Below are 17,519 nucleotides of genomic sequence, written 5' to 3' on the forward strand. Positions count from 1 at the left end.
GGGACCTAGGCCTCCACCCGGTTGGCGGCATCCGCGTCGAGCCGGCGCGTGCCCGCGGGCCGCGCCGAGAGCGCCCGCGCGGTGGCGACCGCGGCGTAGGCATTGCGCAGCAGCGGCAGCTTGTTCGGATGGGCGGCCAGCACGCGCTCGATGAGCGCCTGGGCGTGGGGCCCCAGCGGCAGGCCCACGAGGGAGGACACCGCCGTGGTGGGCCACCGGCCCAGGTGCTCCACGCGCAGCTTCCAGGCGCGCGGGGCGTTCATGCCGTCCACGGAGTCCAGCGCCTCCTTCGTCAGCGGCGCTCCGCGCTCGCGCAGGGCCCAGGCCTCCTCCGTGTCCAGGCCTGTCACCGAGCGGAGCACCAGCTTCAGCGCCTTGCCCGCCAGGGCCTCGCGCACGCCCCGGGCCACGGGCGTGTCCAGGCCCAGGGTGCTGCGCAGCACGGCGAGCCGGTCATGGGGGAGCAGCACCTCGCGCAGCGCGTCCGCCCGGCTTCCCGGGAGCCCGGTGAGGCTGCGGGCCACATCCGCGTAGAGCTTGCGCTGCATCCCGGCCTCGCGCACCACCCAGGACTCCTCGCAGTCCTGCCCGGCGAGTCCGGCGAGCACCTCGGCCAGCTTTCCGTCCCGCAGGGCGCGCTCGCGCAGGGCCCAGGCCTGGGGCGTGCCATCGTTCTTGAGGCTCGCGAGCACCTCGGCGGGCGCCTGCGCGTACAGGCGCTGACGCAGCATGGCCGCGCGCGTACAGGTGCGGCCGGTGAGGCTGAAGGCCACCTCCGCGGGCGCGAGCTCGGCCAGGACCTCGCGCAGGTCCATGGCGGGCTCGTCGTCCAGCCCATTCATGCCGCGCGCGACGAGGCCCGGGAAGCGCTCCGCGAAGGCCAGCCGCTGCTGGTGCGCGGGCAGGCCCGGGAGGCCGTTGAGCAGCCAGACCGCGAGCGCCGGCTCTCGCTGCTCCACCGCATCCAGGGCCTGGAAGAAGCGCTCCTCCACGTTCTGGACGGTGACGGGGCCCTCCGGACGGCGGCTGGTGGAGACGGGGACGATGCGCTGCACCTGCTGCTCGCGGCCCTCCAGGCGCGCCACCACCGCATCCACCAGGCGCTGCTCCAGCACGCGCAGGGGCACGTCGTTGTTCTCCAGGATGAGCCAGCGCTGCGGGTCCCTCCGCGCCATCTCCAGGAAGGACTCGCGCACCCGCACCGCGAGGCCCGCGCCCGCCAGGCCCTTGCGGCTGTCGCTGTCACTGACGCGCTTGCTCTGGAGCTTGCCCAGGCGCTTGCGCAGGCGCGCCAGGTCCGGGTCCACGTCCACCAGGATGACCAGGTCGGGCCAGAGGCCCTGCGAGGCCAGCTCACAGGCCGGACGCAGCTCGTCCAGGGGCAGCCCACGGCCCCCGCCGCTCAGTGCCAGCTGCGAGTACAGGTAGCGGTCGCTGATGCACACCTCGCCCCGGGACAGCGCGGGGGCAATCACCTCGTCCAGTTGCTGGGCATCCCGCGCCAGGTTGAGGAAGAACTCCGCGCGCGGCGACATCTCCAACAGCCGCGAGTCGCGCGTCAGCTCCCGCACGCGCCGCGCCGTGGGCGCCTGAAGCTCACCTCCCTCCCGGGCGTGCGCCACCCGGTAGCCCAGCCGCTTGAGCTTCGCGGCCAGCAGGTTGGAGAGCGTCGTCTTGCCGCTGCCGTCAATCCCTTCGAAGTCGATGAACACTGTGCCCTATCCCCCTACGACGCCGTCCGTGGCGAAGGCGTGCGCCTTCGACATGCCCTCTGCGAACTTGCTGTAGGCCGGCGCGCCCCCTGGATTGAGCGCCGCCAGCCACTCGGGCAGCTCGTGCCCGAGGTGCTTCACCTCCACCACCACCCGTGGCTCCCTCCAGAACGCGGGCTGCAGCCGCTCCACGGTCAGCGGAAGCTGTGACAGCGCCTGCTCCGGGGCAATCCGGTGGTAGCGGATGTCGCGATCCACCGTCACCCGCCACGCGTGCGACGACTGGTACACGTGCCGCGTGTACGTCACCGCCAGCACCGGGCCGAGGCTGCCTCCCGCGATGAGCGGCAGCAGGCTGGCGCCGCCGCGGAGCACCCGGCCCAGCTCCGAGCGAGGCACCCAGACGCGGCGCTTCTGCGTCAGGCCGCGCCGCTCGCGCTTCACCTCCAGCACCACCCGCGCCGCGCCGCTGGCGCCCAGGTCCGGCGAGTACTCCTTGGTCCGGACCTTGAGACAGTCGTCCGGCGTGCGCAGCGCCCGCGCCGCCAGCGGGCTTCCGGGCCGGTCGAAGTAGACGGAGACGATGCGCGTGGGGGGCGGCAGGTGCCCCTCCAGCTCCAGCGACAGGCGCGTGCTCAGCGCCACCGCCGTCTGTGCCTCCAGCACCAGCTTGAACTCCCTCCGGAGCTTGGTGACTTCACCTTCCGCGAACGACAGCATCGTTGGACTCTCCGTGCTCAGAAGCGTGCGCCGAATTCGATGGAGTGCTGCAGGCCGGGAACTTCATCTCCGGGGCGGAGCGCGCGCTCCGTCTGGAACTGCGCGCGGAAGCGGGTGCCGAGCAGCACGTTGAAGCCGCCCACCAGGGCGTGGCCATCACCGCGCACCGTGTCGCCGCGGAGCTGCAGCGCCTCGAAGCCCGCGACGGGCTGGATGGCCCACTCCTTCCCCACGTGGATGAGGTACTGCGCCAGCAGCATCTGCGCCGTGAAGGGGCCCAAGGGGAGCCGGCCGGAGATGGCCTCGCCCGTGAAGACGAAGCCCGCGAGCTTCAGCTCCGCGTCGGCCGCCACCGCGTGTTTGCGCGCCAGGTCCAGCGCCTCCGATACGTAGGTGCTCACGCCCACGGTGAGCGGCTTGAAGTTGAAGGGGCGCACGCTCACCCGCGCGGCGGCGTCCTCCTTGAGGCGCACGCCCGCTTCGTCGAGGGCACCCTGGAAGAAGCCCGCGGAGACCTTGAGGCCCCAGACCTGCTTCAGCCGGACTTCGCCCATGACGCCCATGCGGCGGCCGCCCATCTGGTGCGTCTCGGTGATGTACTCCTCCACCAGGCCGCGGTCCTGGAGGGGCAGGTCCCACGACGACTCCAGCGAGCGCTGCAGGAAGGGCGTCTTGAACTGGCCGCCGTAGAGCCGGAAGCGCTTCTTGTCGTCCGCCAGACGCACGAAGGCGTCCTTGAGCATCTGCGAGTCCGCCAGGTCCGCAGTCACCTCCGCCTCGAGGTTGGACAGCGACGTGCTCACGCCCACCCGCGCGTCGGCGATCGACAGCCGGCGCTGGAACTGGTTGCGCTGGTCCGCGCGCGCCTGGGCCGACACGCGTCCGATGACGCGGATGGCCTGCACCTCTTTCGCGGGCAGGTCGTCCAGCGCGTCGGGGTTCTCGCCCAGGGAGTCGTCCTGGGCCTGGCCGGGACGCTGCTTCTTCTTTCCCTTCTTCGCGTCCTGCTCGGCCTGGGTGGCGTCAGCGCCCCCAGGCAGCGGGCTCACCTGCGGTACCTGCACGCCCGGCGTCGTCCGCTCCGGCGGCGGCAACGCCTGGGCCACCGCGCCCTCGAGCGACGTGTCCGTGTCACCGTCCGGGGAGGCGGGTTGTTCCGTCGGGTCCTCCGGAAGGAGGGCCACCGGGGGCTCCACGCCGCCTGAGAAGGGGTCTTCCTCCGCCTGGGCGACCACCGCCTCCGACTGCGGGCCAGGGGGCGCGGCGACAGAAACCGCCGGCACGCCCATCAGCATCGCGACGAGAAGGCCCTTCCTCGCCCGTTCATCCACCCGCCACCCGCCCATGTCCACGCCTCCCCGACCGCAATCGGAGCGCGTCCACTGCAACACGGGTGCCCGTTCGATGAGTGGACGCGGAGGGTGGAGCGGGGTCCGGTTCCGGACGGATGGCGGGCCGGACGGCGCAGAAAACACGTGACCAGGCCGTCACATTGCCGTGACAGGGAAAGAAAGTTCCCACTGTTGCGGCAAGCGGGCCTGTACGAATGTCCGTCGGCTGGAAGGAGTTACTGCCTGGACGCAGGATCGGCCGGGGGGGCCGGAGCCTCGCCCGGTTCCGGCGCGGTGCCGGGGGCCGGAGGGTGGGGTGATGTCGTCGGAGCCAGCGGACCAGGACCGGACGACTTCACGCGCCGGAGCACGTTGCGCACGCCGAAGGCCAGCGCCGCGCCCGCGCCCACCAGCACCAGGCCCCAGCCGACGCCGCGCGGAATGGGCGTGCTCGACACCACGAAACGCGCGGTCAGCACCTTGAGGTGCGTCCGGCGGTAGCGGACCTCCAGGTCCCACGGCCCCGGGCCATCCGGAACCAGCTCGGTGTGCCAGTTGACCCCGTCCCGCGTCAGCGTCTTCGTCTGCTGCTCCGGCGAACCGGCCGGGTGGAAGGTGAGGGTGAGCGGGCCGTCGAACTCGGGGCCTTCGAAGTTACCTACATGCAACGACACGGAGATGGGCTCACCCTCGCGCGGCATGGCGGGGTGGATGGTCCCCTGGAGGCGCTCTTCCGCGTCGGACCAGCGGAGCTCCAGGACATTTCCGCGGCGCTCGACGCGAATCTGATCGTTGGCCGGGGCCGCAACCGTGGTAGTTGCAACCAAGAGGCAGGCAATAAGTCCCCACCCGGTTTTCGAAACGGGTCGCCTTTGCCTATGAAGTGGCTGTCCTCTAAGATGCGCTGCCCTGCTGCATTCCACCTGAGCCTGCTCCCCGCCGGCAATGTCCCGGGATGAACCCACAATCATTCGGGAAATATCAGCTTCTTAAGAAGCTCGCCACGGGCGGCATGGCCGAGGTCTGGCTGGCGCGCCAGACGGGCATCGAGGGGTTCCACAAGAACCTCGTGGTGAAGCGCATCCTGCCGCACCTCGCGGAAGACCGTGAGTTCGTGGAGATGTTCCGGAACGAGGCGCTGATCGCCGCGCGCTTCAACCACCCGAACATCGCCCAGGTCTACGAGTTCGGCGAGGCCAACGGCACCTACTACATCGCCATGGAGTTCATCCACGGCGAGGACCTGGGCCGGGTGATGCGCAAGGCCGCGAGCACCGGGCAGTGGGTGGCCCGGCCGCTGGCCATCCGCATCGTGGCCGCGGCGTGCGAGGGCCTGCACTACGCCCACAGCCGCACGGATGACGCGGGCCGGCCGCTGCGCGTGGTGCACCGCGACATCTCGCCGCAGAACATCCTCATCAGCTTCGACGGCTCGGTGAAGCTGGTGGACTTCGGCATCGCCAAGGCGGCGGACCAGGCGTCGCTCACGAAGTCGGGCGCCATCAAGGGCAAGTTCGCGTACATGGCGCCGGAGCAGGCCGCGGGCAAGCCCCTGGACGGGCGCGCGGACATCTTCGCCATCGGCCTGGTGCTCTACGAGCTGCTCACGGGCGTGCGTCCGCTGAAGCGCGACTCGGAGCTGGCCACGCTGCAGGCCGCCATGGAGTGCGCCATCGCCGCGCCCTCGCAGGTGGCGGACGTTCCGGAAGAGATGGACCCGGTGGTGATGCGGGCCATCGCGAAGAACGCGGACGACCGCTACCGCGACGCGCGCCAGTTCCAGATGGCGCTCGAGGAGATTCTCGTCGGGCAGCGCTGGGTGGCCGGCTCGGTGCAGATTTCCGAGCTGATGGAGACGCTCTTCGCCGAGCGCCTGGCGGAGGAGAAGGCCCAGGGGCAGGTCGTTCCCGTGGGCGAGGACTCGGCCAACTCCGGTACGCCCATGCCGCCCACGCCGCCGCCGCAGGAGCGGGGCCGCAGCCGCAGCCCGGCCGCGGACATGAGCTGGGAGGCCCCGCCGGGCGAGGCCCCGGTGCGTGAGCGCGCGCGGGGCTCGTCCTCGCGCACGTCGATGGCACCCCGGCGCACCTCGGCCGCCGCCCCCGCGGTGGAGCCGGACGAGCACGAGTGGGAGGCGCCGTCGGGCATCGAGGAGGCGCCGCCGCGCCGGAGCAGGACATCGGCGGAGCTGCGCCGGCCCTCCAACCCCAACTCCACCCAGATTGCCCGGACGAGCTCCCGCGCGGACCTGAGCCGTGCCGGCACGGGCGAGGCTCCCGCGCCGCGCCGCTCCGCCACGCGCGCCGCGCCCATCGTGGAAGACCCCGGGCCGCCGCCTCCGTCGCGTTCGCGCGCGAGCATGGCGGCGGTCGACGAGCGCACGCGGATGGAGGACGAGGACGACGACGAGCGGACCATGCTGCCGCCGCCGGAGCCTGCTCCGCCGCCACGCCGCCGCACCGGCATGCAGTCCGGCGTCCACGCCGCCGAGTCGCCGCCGCGCCGCCGCACGTCCAGCCGCGCGGAGATGCCGTCGGCGCCGCCGCGCTCCCGTACGTCCGGCGTCGCCCTGGCGCGCTCGCGCGAGGAGGCCGACGCGGTGGACCACGCGCTGGAGAAGTCCGAGCGCAGCGCCCGCGCCGGCGTGTCCAAGCGCAACGTCGCCACCGTGGGCTTCATCGTGGGGCTGGTGGCGGTGGGCCTGGTGTTCCACAAGCCCATCCTCGCGGTGCTCAACAGCCGCGCCTCCGACGGTCAGGCGGTGACGCTGTCGGTCAACACCAACGAGAAGGTCCGGGTGTCGGTGCGCCACACCGACCGCTGCGGCAGCCCGCAGCCGGTGACGGAGCTGGGCGAGACGCCCATCGTCAACGCGGCGGGCGCCCACCTCCAGGACACGCTCATCCTGGTGAACGAGCAGCAGGGCATCTACAAGGAGGAGAGCGACACGCTCGCCTTCGGTGAGCCCGGGCAGGCCAAGTCCTTCACCTACGAGTTCCGCCGGGGCCAGCTCCAGCTCACGCTGAAGCCGGACGGCATGCGCGGCATCTCCGTGAAGCGCAACGGCCAGGACATGGGCACCTACCTGGGCAACAGGGGCATGAAGATCGAGCTCATGGAGGGCCGCCACAAGCTGGAGCTCCAGGGCGGGCCGCTGAAGGAGCCCTTCATGTTCGAGGTCGACATCAAGCCCGGCATCATCAACAAGCAGACCGAGGACCTGTCCGCCTTCGTGGGCTAGGTGGCCCCGCGCCCCGTCAGTAGCGGGGCAGGCTGGGGTCCACCTGCCGGGCGTACAGGTCGATGCCGCCGCGCAGCGACACCGCGTCGAAGCCCAGCGACATGAGGAAGGCCGCGCCGTCCAGGCTGCGCACGCCGTGGTGGCAGTAGACGACGACGGGCCTGCCTCGCAGCGCCTCCAGCTCATCGGCGCGCTCCTCCAGCTCCGGCAGCGGTATCAGCAGCGAGTCCGGCAGCGCCACCCACGCATGTTCCGTGGGAAAGCGCACGTCGAGCAGGGCGGGGCGGGACTCCGCGGGGCCCGCGAGCAACGCGGCGAGCTGGGCGGGGGCAATCTCGGGGATGGGCATGTCGTGTCTCAAGCGGATGTGGGGGCGGCGCAGAAGCGCTCGTAGTCGATGAGCTCCACCTTCGCGCCCGGCGCGCACACCGGGCATTGCGCGTCCCGGCGCAGCTTCAGCTCCTGGAAGCGGGTGCCCAGCGCGTCGAAGGTGAGCAGCCGCCCCACCAGCGGCTCGCCCTGGCCGAGGATGAGCTTGAGGGCCTCGGTGGCCTGGAGCAGGCCGATGAGGCCGGGGAGGACGCCCAGGACGCCGGCCTCGGCGCACGACGGCGCCAGCTCCGGGGGCGGTGGCGCGGGGTACAGGCAGCGGTAGCAGGGGCCCTGGCCCGGGAGGAAGGTCGTCACCTGGCCCTCGAAGCGGAAGATGGAGCCGTGGACGTTGGGCCGGCCGAGCATGAGGCACGCGTCGTTGAGCAGGTAGCGCGTGGGGAAGTTGTCACCGCCGTCCAGGACGAGGTCGAAGCCCTCCAGAATCCGCAGGACGTTTCGCGAGTCGAGACGCTCCTCGAAACCCACCACCTTGACGTCCGGGTTGAGGGCCTCGATGGCCGCCCTCGCGCTGACCACCTTGGGCTGGCCCTGCCGCTCACGGGTATGGATGACCTGCCGCTGGAGGTTGCTCAGGTCCACCACGTCCGAGTCGACGATGCCCAGCGTGCCCACGCCCGCGGCGGCGAGGTACAGCGCCGCGGGTGAGCCCAGCCCGCCGGCGCCCAGCAGCAGCACGCGGGCCTGGAGCAGCTTCTCCTGGCCCGCCTCTCCGACCTCGGGGAGGCTGAGGTGGCGGCGATAGCGCTCCTTCTGCTCCGCGGTGAGGACGAAGGGCTTCTCCACCGGGAGGGCCGCGTCGCTCCAGCGGTTGTAACCCCCGGCCAGGGAGGCCACCCGCTCGTACCCCAGCTCCTTCAGCGTCCTGACAGCCAGGGCGGAGCGGGTGCCTCCAGCGCAGTAGACGACCACCTCCTCGTCCCGCCGGAGCAGGCTCTCGACGCGGAGCTCCAGGTAACCCCTGGGAATGTGGAGGGCACCGGGCAGGCGGCCGCCGGCGTATTCGTCCGACTCCCGGACGTCGAGCAGCTTCACGGGGGCCCGGGCGTCCAGCAGCCGCTTCACGTCCTCCACGGAGACCTCGCGAATCTCCTGTTTCACTCCGGCCAGCAGCGTCTGGAAGGTCCGAGCCATGTCGGATGCATATAACCCAGGGGCTGGGCCGATGGATTTTCCGGGCCCGGGCGTTATAAGGCCTCTAGAGGAGACATGGACATGGACAGCACCCCCACGACTTCCGCCACCCCCGCCGCCTCGCCGGCCCCCCAGTCCACCCCGGTGGCCGTGCGCCTGACGGACGCCGCCATCCAGCAGGTGAAGAGCGTCATCAAGGCCCAGGGCTTCGAGGGCTACTTCTTCTCCATCCGCGTGGTGCCCGCCGGCTGCAGCGGCCTGGGCTATGACCTGAACCTGGTCAAGGAGTCCAAGGCCGGTGACAGCGTCTGGGAGCAGGACGGCGTGAAGATCGCCACCGACCCGATGAGCAGCCAGTACCTCGCGGGAACGGAAATCGACTACGTCTCCGCCATCACCGGTTCGGGCTTCAAGTTCAACAACCCGAACGCGAAGTCCTCCTGCGGCTGCGGCACCTCGTTCACGACCTGAGCCAGGCCACGTGCCGTAGCTGACGGGCAACGAGGCCGGGACGGGGCGTACGCCTCGCCCGGCCTTCGTGCGTCCTGCCGGCCATGCCTGCGGCGTTCAGGCGCCGGCGATGGGCTTCATCACCTGCAGCCAGCTCTGGTTCTCCTTCTGGCGCGCGAGCCGCTGGGCCCTGCGGGCCTCGGCCTCCTGGAAGGCGGCGCGGTCCGCGTCCGTCGCCATGATGAGCGGCGGCACCTTCACGCGGTTGCCGTCCTTGTCGATGGCCACGAAGGTCAGCAGCGCGCTGGTGGTGAGGTGGCGCTCACCGGTGAGCGGGTTCTCCGCGTGCACCGTGACGCCCACTTCCATGGACGTGCGGAACGCGGCCAGCACCCGGCCGTGCAGCAGCGCCACCCAGCCCACCTTGATGGGGGCGTGGAAGTGCAGGTCGTCCATGGAGGCGGTGACCACGACCTGACGGCAGTGCCGCTGCGCGGCCACGGCGCCGCAGATGTCAATCCACTGCATCACCTTGCCACCGAACGCGGCATCCAGGTTGTTGGCGTCGGGAGGAAGGATGAGCTGGGTCATCACCACCTCCGTGTCCTTCGGGTTCTTCGGGGACAGGTCGTTCATCGCGCACCTTGGGTTGTCGGACAGGGCCGGCGGTGAAGCCGCGCCGTGTCATCCGGTCGATGCGCCATGCTCTAACGCGGCGCACCCGTCCGTGTCCCGTCGTACCGCACCCGAGAAGGGCACGGCCGCACCTCCGCGGCGCGTGCGAAGCCCTCAGGCCAGGAAGGTGGAGACGCGGTCGAGGAACTCCTCGCGCCCCCGGCCGCGCCGGATGTCCTGCTTGGACACATCCATGATGAGGCAGTCCACGCCGTACTTCTCCTGCAGCACCAGGGGGAAGCTGGCGTAGTAGCCGTTGAGGCCCCGCAGGAACTGGTGGCGGATGCCCTTTTCCTCCTCGCGGCCGCGGGTGCGGATGCGCTGGAGGAGCACCTCCACGCTGCCCACCTCGAAGCAGATGACCTTGTCAGGGCGGATGATGTGGCGCGACAGCCGCTGGAAGTACTCGTAGTAGAGGTCCAGCTCCGCGTTCGTCATGTGCCCCAGGCCGTGGAGGTACTTGGCGAAGATCTCCGGGTCCTCGTACAGCGTGCGGTCCTGCACGCAGCTGCGTCGGTACGAGTGGATGAGCTCGTGGTGCTCGACGCGCCGGATGAGGAACTCGAGCTGGAGCGTGAAGGACCAGCGCGTCATGTCCGCGTAGTAGTCCCGCAGGAAGCGGTTGTCGATGACGGGCTCGTCGAACAGCTCGTAGCCGAAGGCCTGGCTGATCATCTTCGCCGCCGTCGTCTTGCCCGCGCCGATGTTACCCGCGAGCGCCACGAAGCGGCGTGCCTTGGGCACCTTGACGCGCAACGTGTTGCGGGGACGCGGGGTTGCCGCGGGGACCTCTTCCGGAGCGGGAGCGGGCTTCGAGCGCGTGCGAGCGGGGGGGCGAGGCATGAAACCGGGGCTTATCCCGGCTTCGGGGAGGCGTCCATGATCTGCCTCAGGACGTCCGGCCGGTCGGTCATGATGCCGCCGACCCCCTCGGCCAGGAGCTGTCGCATCTCGCCGGGGTCGTCCACCGTCCAGACGTTGACCCACTTGCCCCGGGCCGCGCACTGCTGGAGGAAGTCCACGTCCACCAGCCGGATCTCCCCGAAGTACAGCGGCATGTCGAGCACCGTGTAGCGCGGCTCGTCTGGTGGCGTGTCCCCGCCGCGCAGGGCGATGACGAAGGCGGCCAGCGCGTCACGGGGATAGAAGTGGCAGGCGGAAGGAAGTCGCGCGGCCAGCCGCTCGGCGATGGTGTCCAGCTCACTGCCCATGCAGACCCGCTCCAGCGCACCTTCCTCCTGGAGCACCTGGGCGAAGGCCTCCTCGATGCCGGGCACGTCCGGCTTGAGCTCCACGTTGAGCCGCAGGTCGGGAAAGGCGCGCAGCAGCTCGCGCAAGGTGGGGATGCACAGGCCCTGGCCCCGGAAGGGGAAGGTCCGGCCCTCGTCGGCGGTGAAGTGGAAGCCCGCATCCAGTCGCTGGAGCTCGGCCAGCGTGAGCGCGGCCAGCGGCCCGGTGCCATCCGTGCATCGCTCCACGGTGGCGTCGTGGGCGACAACGAGCTCGCCGTCCCGCGTGAGGTGCACGTCCAGCTCCAGCATGTCCGTGCGGTAACGCTCCACCGCCTGCCGGAAGGCGGCCAGGGTGTTCTCCGGCGCCACGGCCGCGCCTCCACGGTGGGCGATGTGCAGCGTGGGCCGCAGGCCCTGGAGGAAGGGAAGGGAAGGAGAAGCCATGCCGCCAGTGTAGCGACTGGCGGCAGGGGGCGGGTCAGCGGTTGAAGCGGTAGACGAAGATTCGTGCCGGGGTCCCATCGCGACTGCCGTCCCACGCGACCCACGGTGTCCCGGCCTTATCCAACTGGAGTGACACCTGGGCCGCTCCGGTGGACTCAGGAATGTCACTGGGGGCGCCATCGAGTGTTACCCAGTCCTCGCCATTCCACTGCCGGACGTGGACACGCTTGCCAGTGCCGCTGCCTTCAACCCATGCGAGCACCGGGGTGCCGTCGTTGTGCAATGCGAGTGAAGGGCTTTCCGCGGGCGTCTCACCCGAGGTGGCGCTGATTCGTCCTCCGAGGGGCTTCCACTCGAGGTTTTCCCACCGGCGTACGTGGATGTCCGTGGCCGTCGTGCCCGAGCCAGCTGGATTCGATTCCTTCCAGGCGAGAACCGGGACGTTTGCTGACGAGAGCCGCAGGACAGGCTGAGTCGCGGACGTTCCACTCGGGTGATGTTTGATGGCGTTGCCCAGGGCTTTCCAGCCGGCAGCTGTACGTTGCTTGACGAAGATACGAGCGTCGTTGTTTGGGGTTCCTCCGGCATGCGTGGCTTCGGTCCAGGCAACGATCGGAAGTTGTGAGGCACCCAACACCATGGAGGGAGTGGAAATGACTCCGCACTGCTCGGGATCCCCGCGAGAGGGATTGTCGACATGGAGCCATTCCCCGTCGATTTGCGTTTCGATGGCGAGCTGGATGTCACCCTGGCAGCCAAATCCCCAGTACTCCGCGTTGCCTTGCGCAAGCCAGGGCGCTCCTGTCGCGCCGAGGGCAAATGAAGGTGCCTCGCGCTGCAGGTTCCAGCCAAGTGGCCAGGAGTTGTCCCAGTCCCTGGATGTCACCGCGATGCGCTCCCACGAACGCCCACGCCACTGATGGATATAGGTCTCCGCTAGGGTGACCTGCACTTCTTCTTCGTTGAGATGAACGTAGTAGTCGGAGAAGGCAATGGCGGGTTCGCCGTCGCTGCTGAATTGGATGTCAGCGGCGGTTCTCGCGGGGGTGAGGACGGGGCCCAGCCGCGCCCACGACTCGCCGGTCCAGTGCAGGACGCCCACGCCTTCGGCGACACGGAACGCGACGGCCGCAGTTTGCGGATGGTGTTGAGACAGCGCCAGCCGCGACAGCGTTGCTGCCCCTTCTTCCATCAAGAGCCCATCGCGTGGACCGACCGCAATCCATGCAGGAACATTCCAGGTCCATTGCGAGGAAGCTGTCGTGAGCAGGTTTCCCGCGAGGTCACGGACTTCGGAGAGCACGACTTCGACTTGCCGAGGAAGCGTGAGTGCAGCGTCAGCGTGAATCTCCAGCGTCGTTTGTGACTCGGAGAGGCTCACCGTTCTGGCGACGCTCGTGCCGTTGACGAGGAGCTCAACGTGGGCTCCAGCTATGCTCTCAGGGTCGATTGCTTCGGAGAACTCGACCCGGATGGGATGCGCCACCGTGACGTTTTCGGCCCCAGCCGCTGGCTCTCGGTGAGCAATCGATGGAGGCGTCCGGTCGACGGTGACGAGGAGCGGGGCGCTGGTCCAGTTCTCACCTGAGCGGCTGGTACGTGCGGTCAGGGTGTGTTGGCCCTCCATGTGGGCCGACGTGTCCCAGGAAAAATCGGACGGAGCCGTGACATTCGCGAGATGCGCGCCATCAAGCAAGAGCTCGACTTGGAAGGCTGCTTCACCGTCCGTCTCGATCCGAATCGTCACTGTGTCGCGAACGTGGGTCGCGCCACCCGCGAGTTGGAGCCTGATGGGAGGCGTCCCACTATCCGGGGGATGTTCGCCGGCGTCCGGTGGTTCGACGACATCCGGAACATCGATGCAGGCGGTCAGGACGCTGAAGCCCAGCAACGCAGAAAGGTACTTGGAGGAGGTCATGGAGTGAACAAGTGCAGGACGCGTTCCATGGTGGCATGCAGCACTCCGGACAGACCAGTTCGCGAGGGCACTTGGAACTGGATGCCTGCGGCTGCGGGGACGCGGTTGTTTCCACGGGCGGATGGGAATCCCATGGAACGGACGCAGGGGACGCCGTGCTCTCACTGTGAGCGCCGTCTCCTGGTCACAGTGTCCTGGATGGAGCCATTTCAGTCTGGATTTCGTGAAATAACGGTGGGCTGGAGGCGGTTGCGCTTACGATCCGCCTCGGCCTCGATTTCACCTGACCGACACCTTCGGCTATGTGGGTTCCTTGCCGCCCCCCTTGGGGCACCGGTATAAGGCCCCAACCCCTGGCCGACAGGCGTCGGTTTTCACGAACCGCAGCGCCGGAACGAATGGAGATTCTCGAAGATGCAACTGCGCAAGACGCTGGGCGCGGCGGCGCTGGTCACCGCGGCGACGATGGCTTCCATGGCGGGCTGTTCTGGCCGCGACGATGGTTCGGATCCTCAGCCGGACGCTGGCTGTGTTGGAACCTGTACCCCGGACTCCGGCACGGGTGATGCCGGAACGGGTGACGCGGGCACGGGTGATGCCGGCACGGGCGACGCGGGCGTCCAGACGGTGACCATCCGTGAGGCGCGGCTCCTGGAGGACCGCCCTCAGATCATTCTGGAGGGCGTGGTCGTCACCACGGTCGCCTACGTCAACACGAACCCCACGGGCGTTTCGGCGGACTTCTGGGTCGCTGATCCCAACAACCCGCAGGATGGCATCTTCGTCCAGAAGTACCGGACGGATCCGCCGAATACGTACGTCCCCGCTCGGGGTGACGTCCTCACCATCCAGGGCTACGTCCAGAACAATAGCCGCTTCAGGGATCGCGAGGGCTACCGCAAGGTCCTCAAGAACAACTTTGACTTCCGCGGCACTGGCGAAGCCACCCCCATGGTCATCACCAAGACGGGGACGATGACGCCGCCCAACGACATCGTGGTCAGCATCGACAACGGCTTCGGTAACTCGGATGGCGGCTCGGGCCGACCCAGCCAGGAGTACCTGGGCGCGCGCGTGCACATTCAGGGCCCGCTGACGCTCACCGACGCTAACCCGATGGCCATGAAGCGGCTGTCGGCGATCGAGGGCGACGACGTCCACTACGGCTTCGAGGTCTCCGGCGGCGTGCTCGTGAACAACAACAGCACCTTCGGCACGACCCAGGATGGTGGCACGCCTCGCTGCGACTACCGCGTCATGGTGAACGAGGGTGGCTCCGTTACCTTCCCCGACGGCATCCGCGGCGTGTGGGATACCTTCACGCACGCTCCCTGCATGGACGGCGGCACCAGTACCTTCAGCTGCTTCAACGACGCGGGCGTGATCCCCGGTGCGAACAACACCTGGACGACGGTGCTCTATCCCGAGGGCTGCCACGACCTGCCGGCGGAAGTCATCGAGGCACCGCCTGTCGCTCCCGGAGCTGATCTCGAGTAGCGACTGATGACGGGGGTTCGTCCCTCGTCAGTGGAATTGGCCGCCCCTCGCCCACCCGGGGAGGGGCGGCTTCTTTTTGGGCCCGGAAGGCGGGGTGGGTGTCCGGAACCCACCGAAGCGGGTCCCTGGCTCCCAGGAGCCGGTGATTGTGGGTAAGCTCCGGAAAAGTCCAGCCCATTCACCTTCAAACAGACGGCCTTTCTTCGTGAGCTCGCCCCAGACGGCCATCCCGTTCGGAAACTACCTGCTGATCAAGCGGCTCGCCGTGGGAGGCATGGCGGAGCTGTTCCTGTCGCAGCGGCCGCCGGACCCCGAGCTGGTCGTCCTCAAGCGCATCCTCCCGTACCTGTCGGAGGAGCCCGAGTTCGTCCAGATGTTCCTGGACGAGGCGCGCATCGCCGCGCAGCTCCACCACCCCAACATCGTGCAGGTGCACGAGCTGGGGAAGGAGGGCGACAACATCTTCATCGCCATGGAGTACGTGGAGGGCGTGGACCTGCGGCGCGTCATGGCCGAGGAGTCCAAGTTCGGCGCCACGGTGCCCTATGGCGTGGCCGCGCGCATCTGCGCGCAAGTGGCGGCCGGCCTGGACTACGCGCACCACAGCCGTGGCGTGGACGGGCGCCCCCTGGAGCTGATCCACCGCGACGTCAGCCCGCAGAACGTGATGATTGGCTATGACGGGCGCGTCAAGCTGGTCGACTTCGGCATCGCCAAGGCGGGCGCGTTCATGGAGCGCAGCAAGCCCGGCGTCATCAAGGGCAAGTTCCTCTACCTGGCGCCGGAGCAGGTGTCGCAGGAGCGGCTGGACCACCGCGCGGACATCTTCGCGCTGGGCACCATGCTGTACGAAATCACCACCGGCCGGCAGCCCTTCGCCAAGCCGACGACGGAGGGCATCCTCTACGCCATCCGCTATGAGGACCCATCGCCGCCGCACCTGCTGCGCGACGACTATCCGCAGGCGCTCTCGCGCATCGTCATGCGCTGCCTCACCAAGGACCGGGCCCAGCGCTACCAGCGCGCCTCCGAGGTGCACGACGCGCTGGAGGCCTTTCTCGCCTCCGGCGCCATCCGGCAGAGCCTGGACGTGTCGGAGTACATTTGCCGGCTGCTCGGCGCCGAGGAAGAGCGCACCATCCTCCACATCCCGGAGGCCAAGGGCCCCGGGCGGCGCGAGGCCACCGTGCCCTTGCCGGGGGCCCGGCTCTCCCAGGACGCGGAGCCGCCACATCGCCCGTCGGCGCTGGAGTCCACCGCGCCCACCCTGTCCTCCACCACGCCCGAGTCGGACCTGGCGCCGGTGCCGAGCGCCCAGCTCACGCCTGGCCTCACTGCCCGGCCCACGCCGCGCCGTGCGTCGCGCGACGCCGTCCCGCTGTCGTTCTCCGGTGATGAGCCCGAGCCCGCCACGCAGATGGCGCGTCCGCGCGAGCTGCCCGCCAGCCGGGTCGATGACGACGACGAGGACTCGGAGATGTCCACCGCCGTCAGCACCACGCCCGCGGGCTACCGGAACGCGGCGCTCGTGGCGGAGGACCTCGACATCGGCGACGGCGAGTCCACCGTGCCGCAGCGGGGCCGCGCGCGCGATGTGCCGCCGCGGCCGCCCACGGCGCCGCCCGTGCGTCGCTCGGGGGCACATGCGGAGCCGTCACCCTCGCGTGTGCCGCCACCCTCCGAGCCGCCACGCGCTCGGCGCACCGTCCCGCCGCCCGCGCCCGTGGCGTCGCGCCGGACGCCGCCTCCGGATGACGAGGCGTCGCAGTCCGTCTCCGTCACGCCGCCACCGCCCCGCAGGCCCTCGTCGCTGGACCTGGAGGTCTCGCAGTCCGTCTCCCTCACCCCCGCGACGGTGAACCACCGGCCGCCGCCCCGGAGTGCGTCTGCCATCCGTGGAGGCTTTCGGGAGGATGACGAGGAGTCCCTGCACACCGACCTGAGCCTGTCCTCGCTCGAGTACACGGACCCGCGTCCCACGCTCCGGGATGATCCGGACGACGACGAGTCCACCATGGGCTACCCCGGCAACGTGGAGGAGGAGGCCGCCGACACCCGGGCCTCGCTGCCTCCGCGCAGGCGCCGCCCGCTGGTGCTGCTCGCGGCGTGTGTCATGGGGTTGCTGGCGCTCGGCGCGGGGCTGCTGTGGTTCATGGGCCGCGCACAGGGCGCATCGGCGGCACCTGCCCGGGACTTGTCGATGGGGGCGTTGGACGCACCGGCCGGCACGTCACCGGCCACCTCGCGTCTGGCGTCTCAGGCTGGGCCCGGGCCGCGGCCCACGGCCACGCCGCCCGAGGCAGCACCCGAGCCCACGGCCGCGCCTGCATCCGTGGGGGGCGCGAGCGCCGCGGGGACCCAGGTGGTGCCCGGTGACGCTTCGGCCAGCGAGGACGCGACTGCTCCCAGTGCCTCGCCGGAAGCCGCGCAGGCCCTGGTGGAGGTCCGCTTCGACGCGCCCGCGCGGACAGTGCTGCGCCGAGAGGGCGGTGCGCGCCTGCCCATCAACACGCTCGTCTCGCTGCCCGCCGGCCCCATCCGGGTGAGCTACCAGTGCCCGGGACGTCGGCGGCCAAAGGGCACAAAGCCCTACCTCATAGAGCCGGCGGGCGAGGGACCGCTCGTCCTGCAGATTCCGTGCAAGAAGCGACGCTAGTGACATCGGGCATTTGCCCGGTATGCGGCATCCACCCCCAGGGGCGGACAAGTGGGCCCTGGTGGGCTTGAGTGGCCTTAAGTCGTTGGAATTCCTGGGTTTTCGTCATCCCGAGCGCG

The 17,519-nt window shown here is 69.8% G+C and carries 14 protein-coding genes; 4 read left to right on the top strand and 10 right to left on the bottom strand.

Annotation, left to right across the window (positions count from 1 at the left end; translation table 11 throughout):
* Positions 1 to 5: 5 nt before the first annotated feature.
* The 4 genes from tmk to VZL07_RS27845 all read right to left on the bottom strand — a co-directional run bounded on the left by tmk (position 6) and on the right by VZL07_RS27845 (position 4,590).
* A complete protein-coding gene (tmk, locus tag VZL07_RS27830; RefSeq protein WP_426750822.1) occupies positions 6 to 1,712 on the bottom strand; it encodes a dTMP kinase in 1,707 nt (568 codons plus the stop codon).
* A gap of 6 nt (positions 1,713 to 1,718) precedes the next feature.
* Positions 1,719 to 2,432 (bottom strand): VTC domain-containing protein, encoded by a 714-nt coding sequence (locus VZL07_RS27835; protein ID WP_426750823.1) that lies wholly within the window; start codon positions 2,430 to 2,432, stop codon positions 1,719 to 1,721.
* A 17-nt stretch (positions 2,433 to 2,449) separates the two neighbouring features.
* Positions 2,450 to 3,778: a hypothetical protein gene (locus VZL07_RS27840; RefSeq protein ID WP_426750824.1), complete on the bottom strand. Its 1,329-nt coding sequence runs from the start codon at positions 3,776 to 3,778 to the stop codon at positions 2,450 to 2,452.
* 221 nt (positions 3,779 to 3,999) lie between these two features.
* Positions 4,000 to 4,590, bottom strand: coding sequence for a hypothetical protein (locus VZL07_RS27845; protein ID WP_426750825.1), 591 nt, complete (start codon positions 4,588 to 4,590; stop codon positions 4,000 to 4,002).
* A gap of 128 nt (positions 4,591 to 4,718) precedes the next feature.
* Between VZL07_RS27845 and VZL07_RS27850 the strand changes: the two genes are divergently transcribed.
* Positions 4,719 to 7,004: a serine/threonine protein kinase gene (locus VZL07_RS27850; protein WP_426750826.1), complete on the top strand. Its 2,286-nt coding sequence runs from the start codon at positions 4,719 to 4,721 to the stop codon at positions 7,002 to 7,004.
* Positions 7,005 to 7,020: 16 nt separating this feature from the next.
* On the opposite strand, the gene VZL07_RS27855 is transcribed toward VZL07_RS27850, so the two are convergent.
* Positions 7,021 to 7,353, bottom strand: a complete 333-nt coding sequence (locus VZL07_RS27855) for a rhodanese-like domain-containing protein (protein ID WP_426750828.1) — start codon at positions 7,351 to 7,353, stop codon at positions 7,021 to 7,023.
* Between the two features lie 8 nt (positions 7,354 to 7,361).
* Entirely contained in the window at positions 7,362 to 8,528 is a 1,167-nt protein-coding gene (moeB, locus tag VZL07_RS27860; protein WP_426750829.1) for a molybdopterin-synthase adenylyltransferase MoeB, read from the bottom strand.
* Positions 8,529 to 8,609: 81 nt separating this feature from the next.
* On the opposite strand from moeB, the gene VZL07_RS27865 reads away from it, so the two are divergent.
* The gene (locus VZL07_RS27865) at positions 8,610 to 8,999 is read left to right on the top strand and encodes a HesB/IscA family protein (protein WP_426750830.1); all 390 of its coding nucleotides are present in this window, start codon (positions 8,610 to 8,612) and stop codon (positions 8,997 to 8,999) included.
* Positions 9,000 to 9,095: 96 nt separating this feature from the next.
* On the opposite strand, the gene VZL07_RS27870 is transcribed toward VZL07_RS27865, so the two are convergent.
* The 4 genes from VZL07_RS27870 to VZL07_RS27885 form a co-directional block, all read right to left on the bottom strand.
* Entirely contained in the window at positions 9,096 to 9,614 is a 519-nt protein-coding gene (locus tag VZL07_RS27870) for an acyl-CoA thioesterase (protein WP_426750832.1), read from the bottom strand.
* Between the two features lie 153 nt (positions 9,615 to 9,767).
* Positions 9,768 to 10,496, bottom strand: a complete 729-nt coding sequence (locus VZL07_RS27875; RefSeq protein ID WP_426750833.1) for a deoxynucleoside kinase — start codon at positions 10,494 to 10,496, stop codon at positions 9,768 to 9,770.
* 11 nt (positions 10,497 to 10,507) lie between these two features.
* A complete protein-coding gene (locus tag VZL07_RS27880) occupies positions 10,508 to 11,329 on the bottom strand; it encodes a glycerophosphodiester phosphodiesterase (protein WP_426750834.1) in 822 nt (273 codons plus the stop codon).
* 34 nt (positions 11,330 to 11,363) lie between these two features.
* Positions 11,364 to 13,247 (bottom strand): Ig-like domain-containing protein, encoded by a 1,884-nt coding sequence (locus VZL07_RS27885; protein ID WP_426750835.1) that lies wholly within the window; start codon positions 13,245 to 13,247, stop codon positions 11,364 to 11,366.
* A 414-nt stretch (positions 13,248 to 13,661) separates the two neighbouring features.
* Between VZL07_RS27885 and VZL07_RS27890 the strand changes: the two genes are divergently transcribed.
* Together VZL07_RS27890 and VZL07_RS27895 are read left to right on the top strand one after the other, a co-directional pair.
* The gene (locus VZL07_RS27890) at positions 13,662 to 14,744 is read left to right on the top strand and encodes a hypothetical protein (RefSeq protein WP_426750836.1); all 1,083 of its coding nucleotides are present in this window, start codon (positions 13,662 to 13,664) and stop codon (positions 14,742 to 14,744) included.
* A gap of 205 nt (positions 14,745 to 14,949) precedes the next feature.
* Complete coding sequence (locus tag VZL07_RS27895) at positions 14,950 to 17,400, top strand: protein kinase domain-containing protein (RefSeq protein WP_426750837.1); 2,451 nt, start codon at positions 14,950 to 14,952, stop codon at positions 17,398 to 17,400.
* Positions 17,401 to 17,519: the final 119 nt, after the last annotated feature.

Origin of the sequence: Pseudomyxococcus flavus, from assembly GCF_050038885.1 — a bacterium.
GTDB classification, from domain to species: domain Bacteria; phylum Myxococcota; class Myxococcia; order Myxococcales; family Myxococcaceae; genus Myxococcus; species Myxococcus flavus.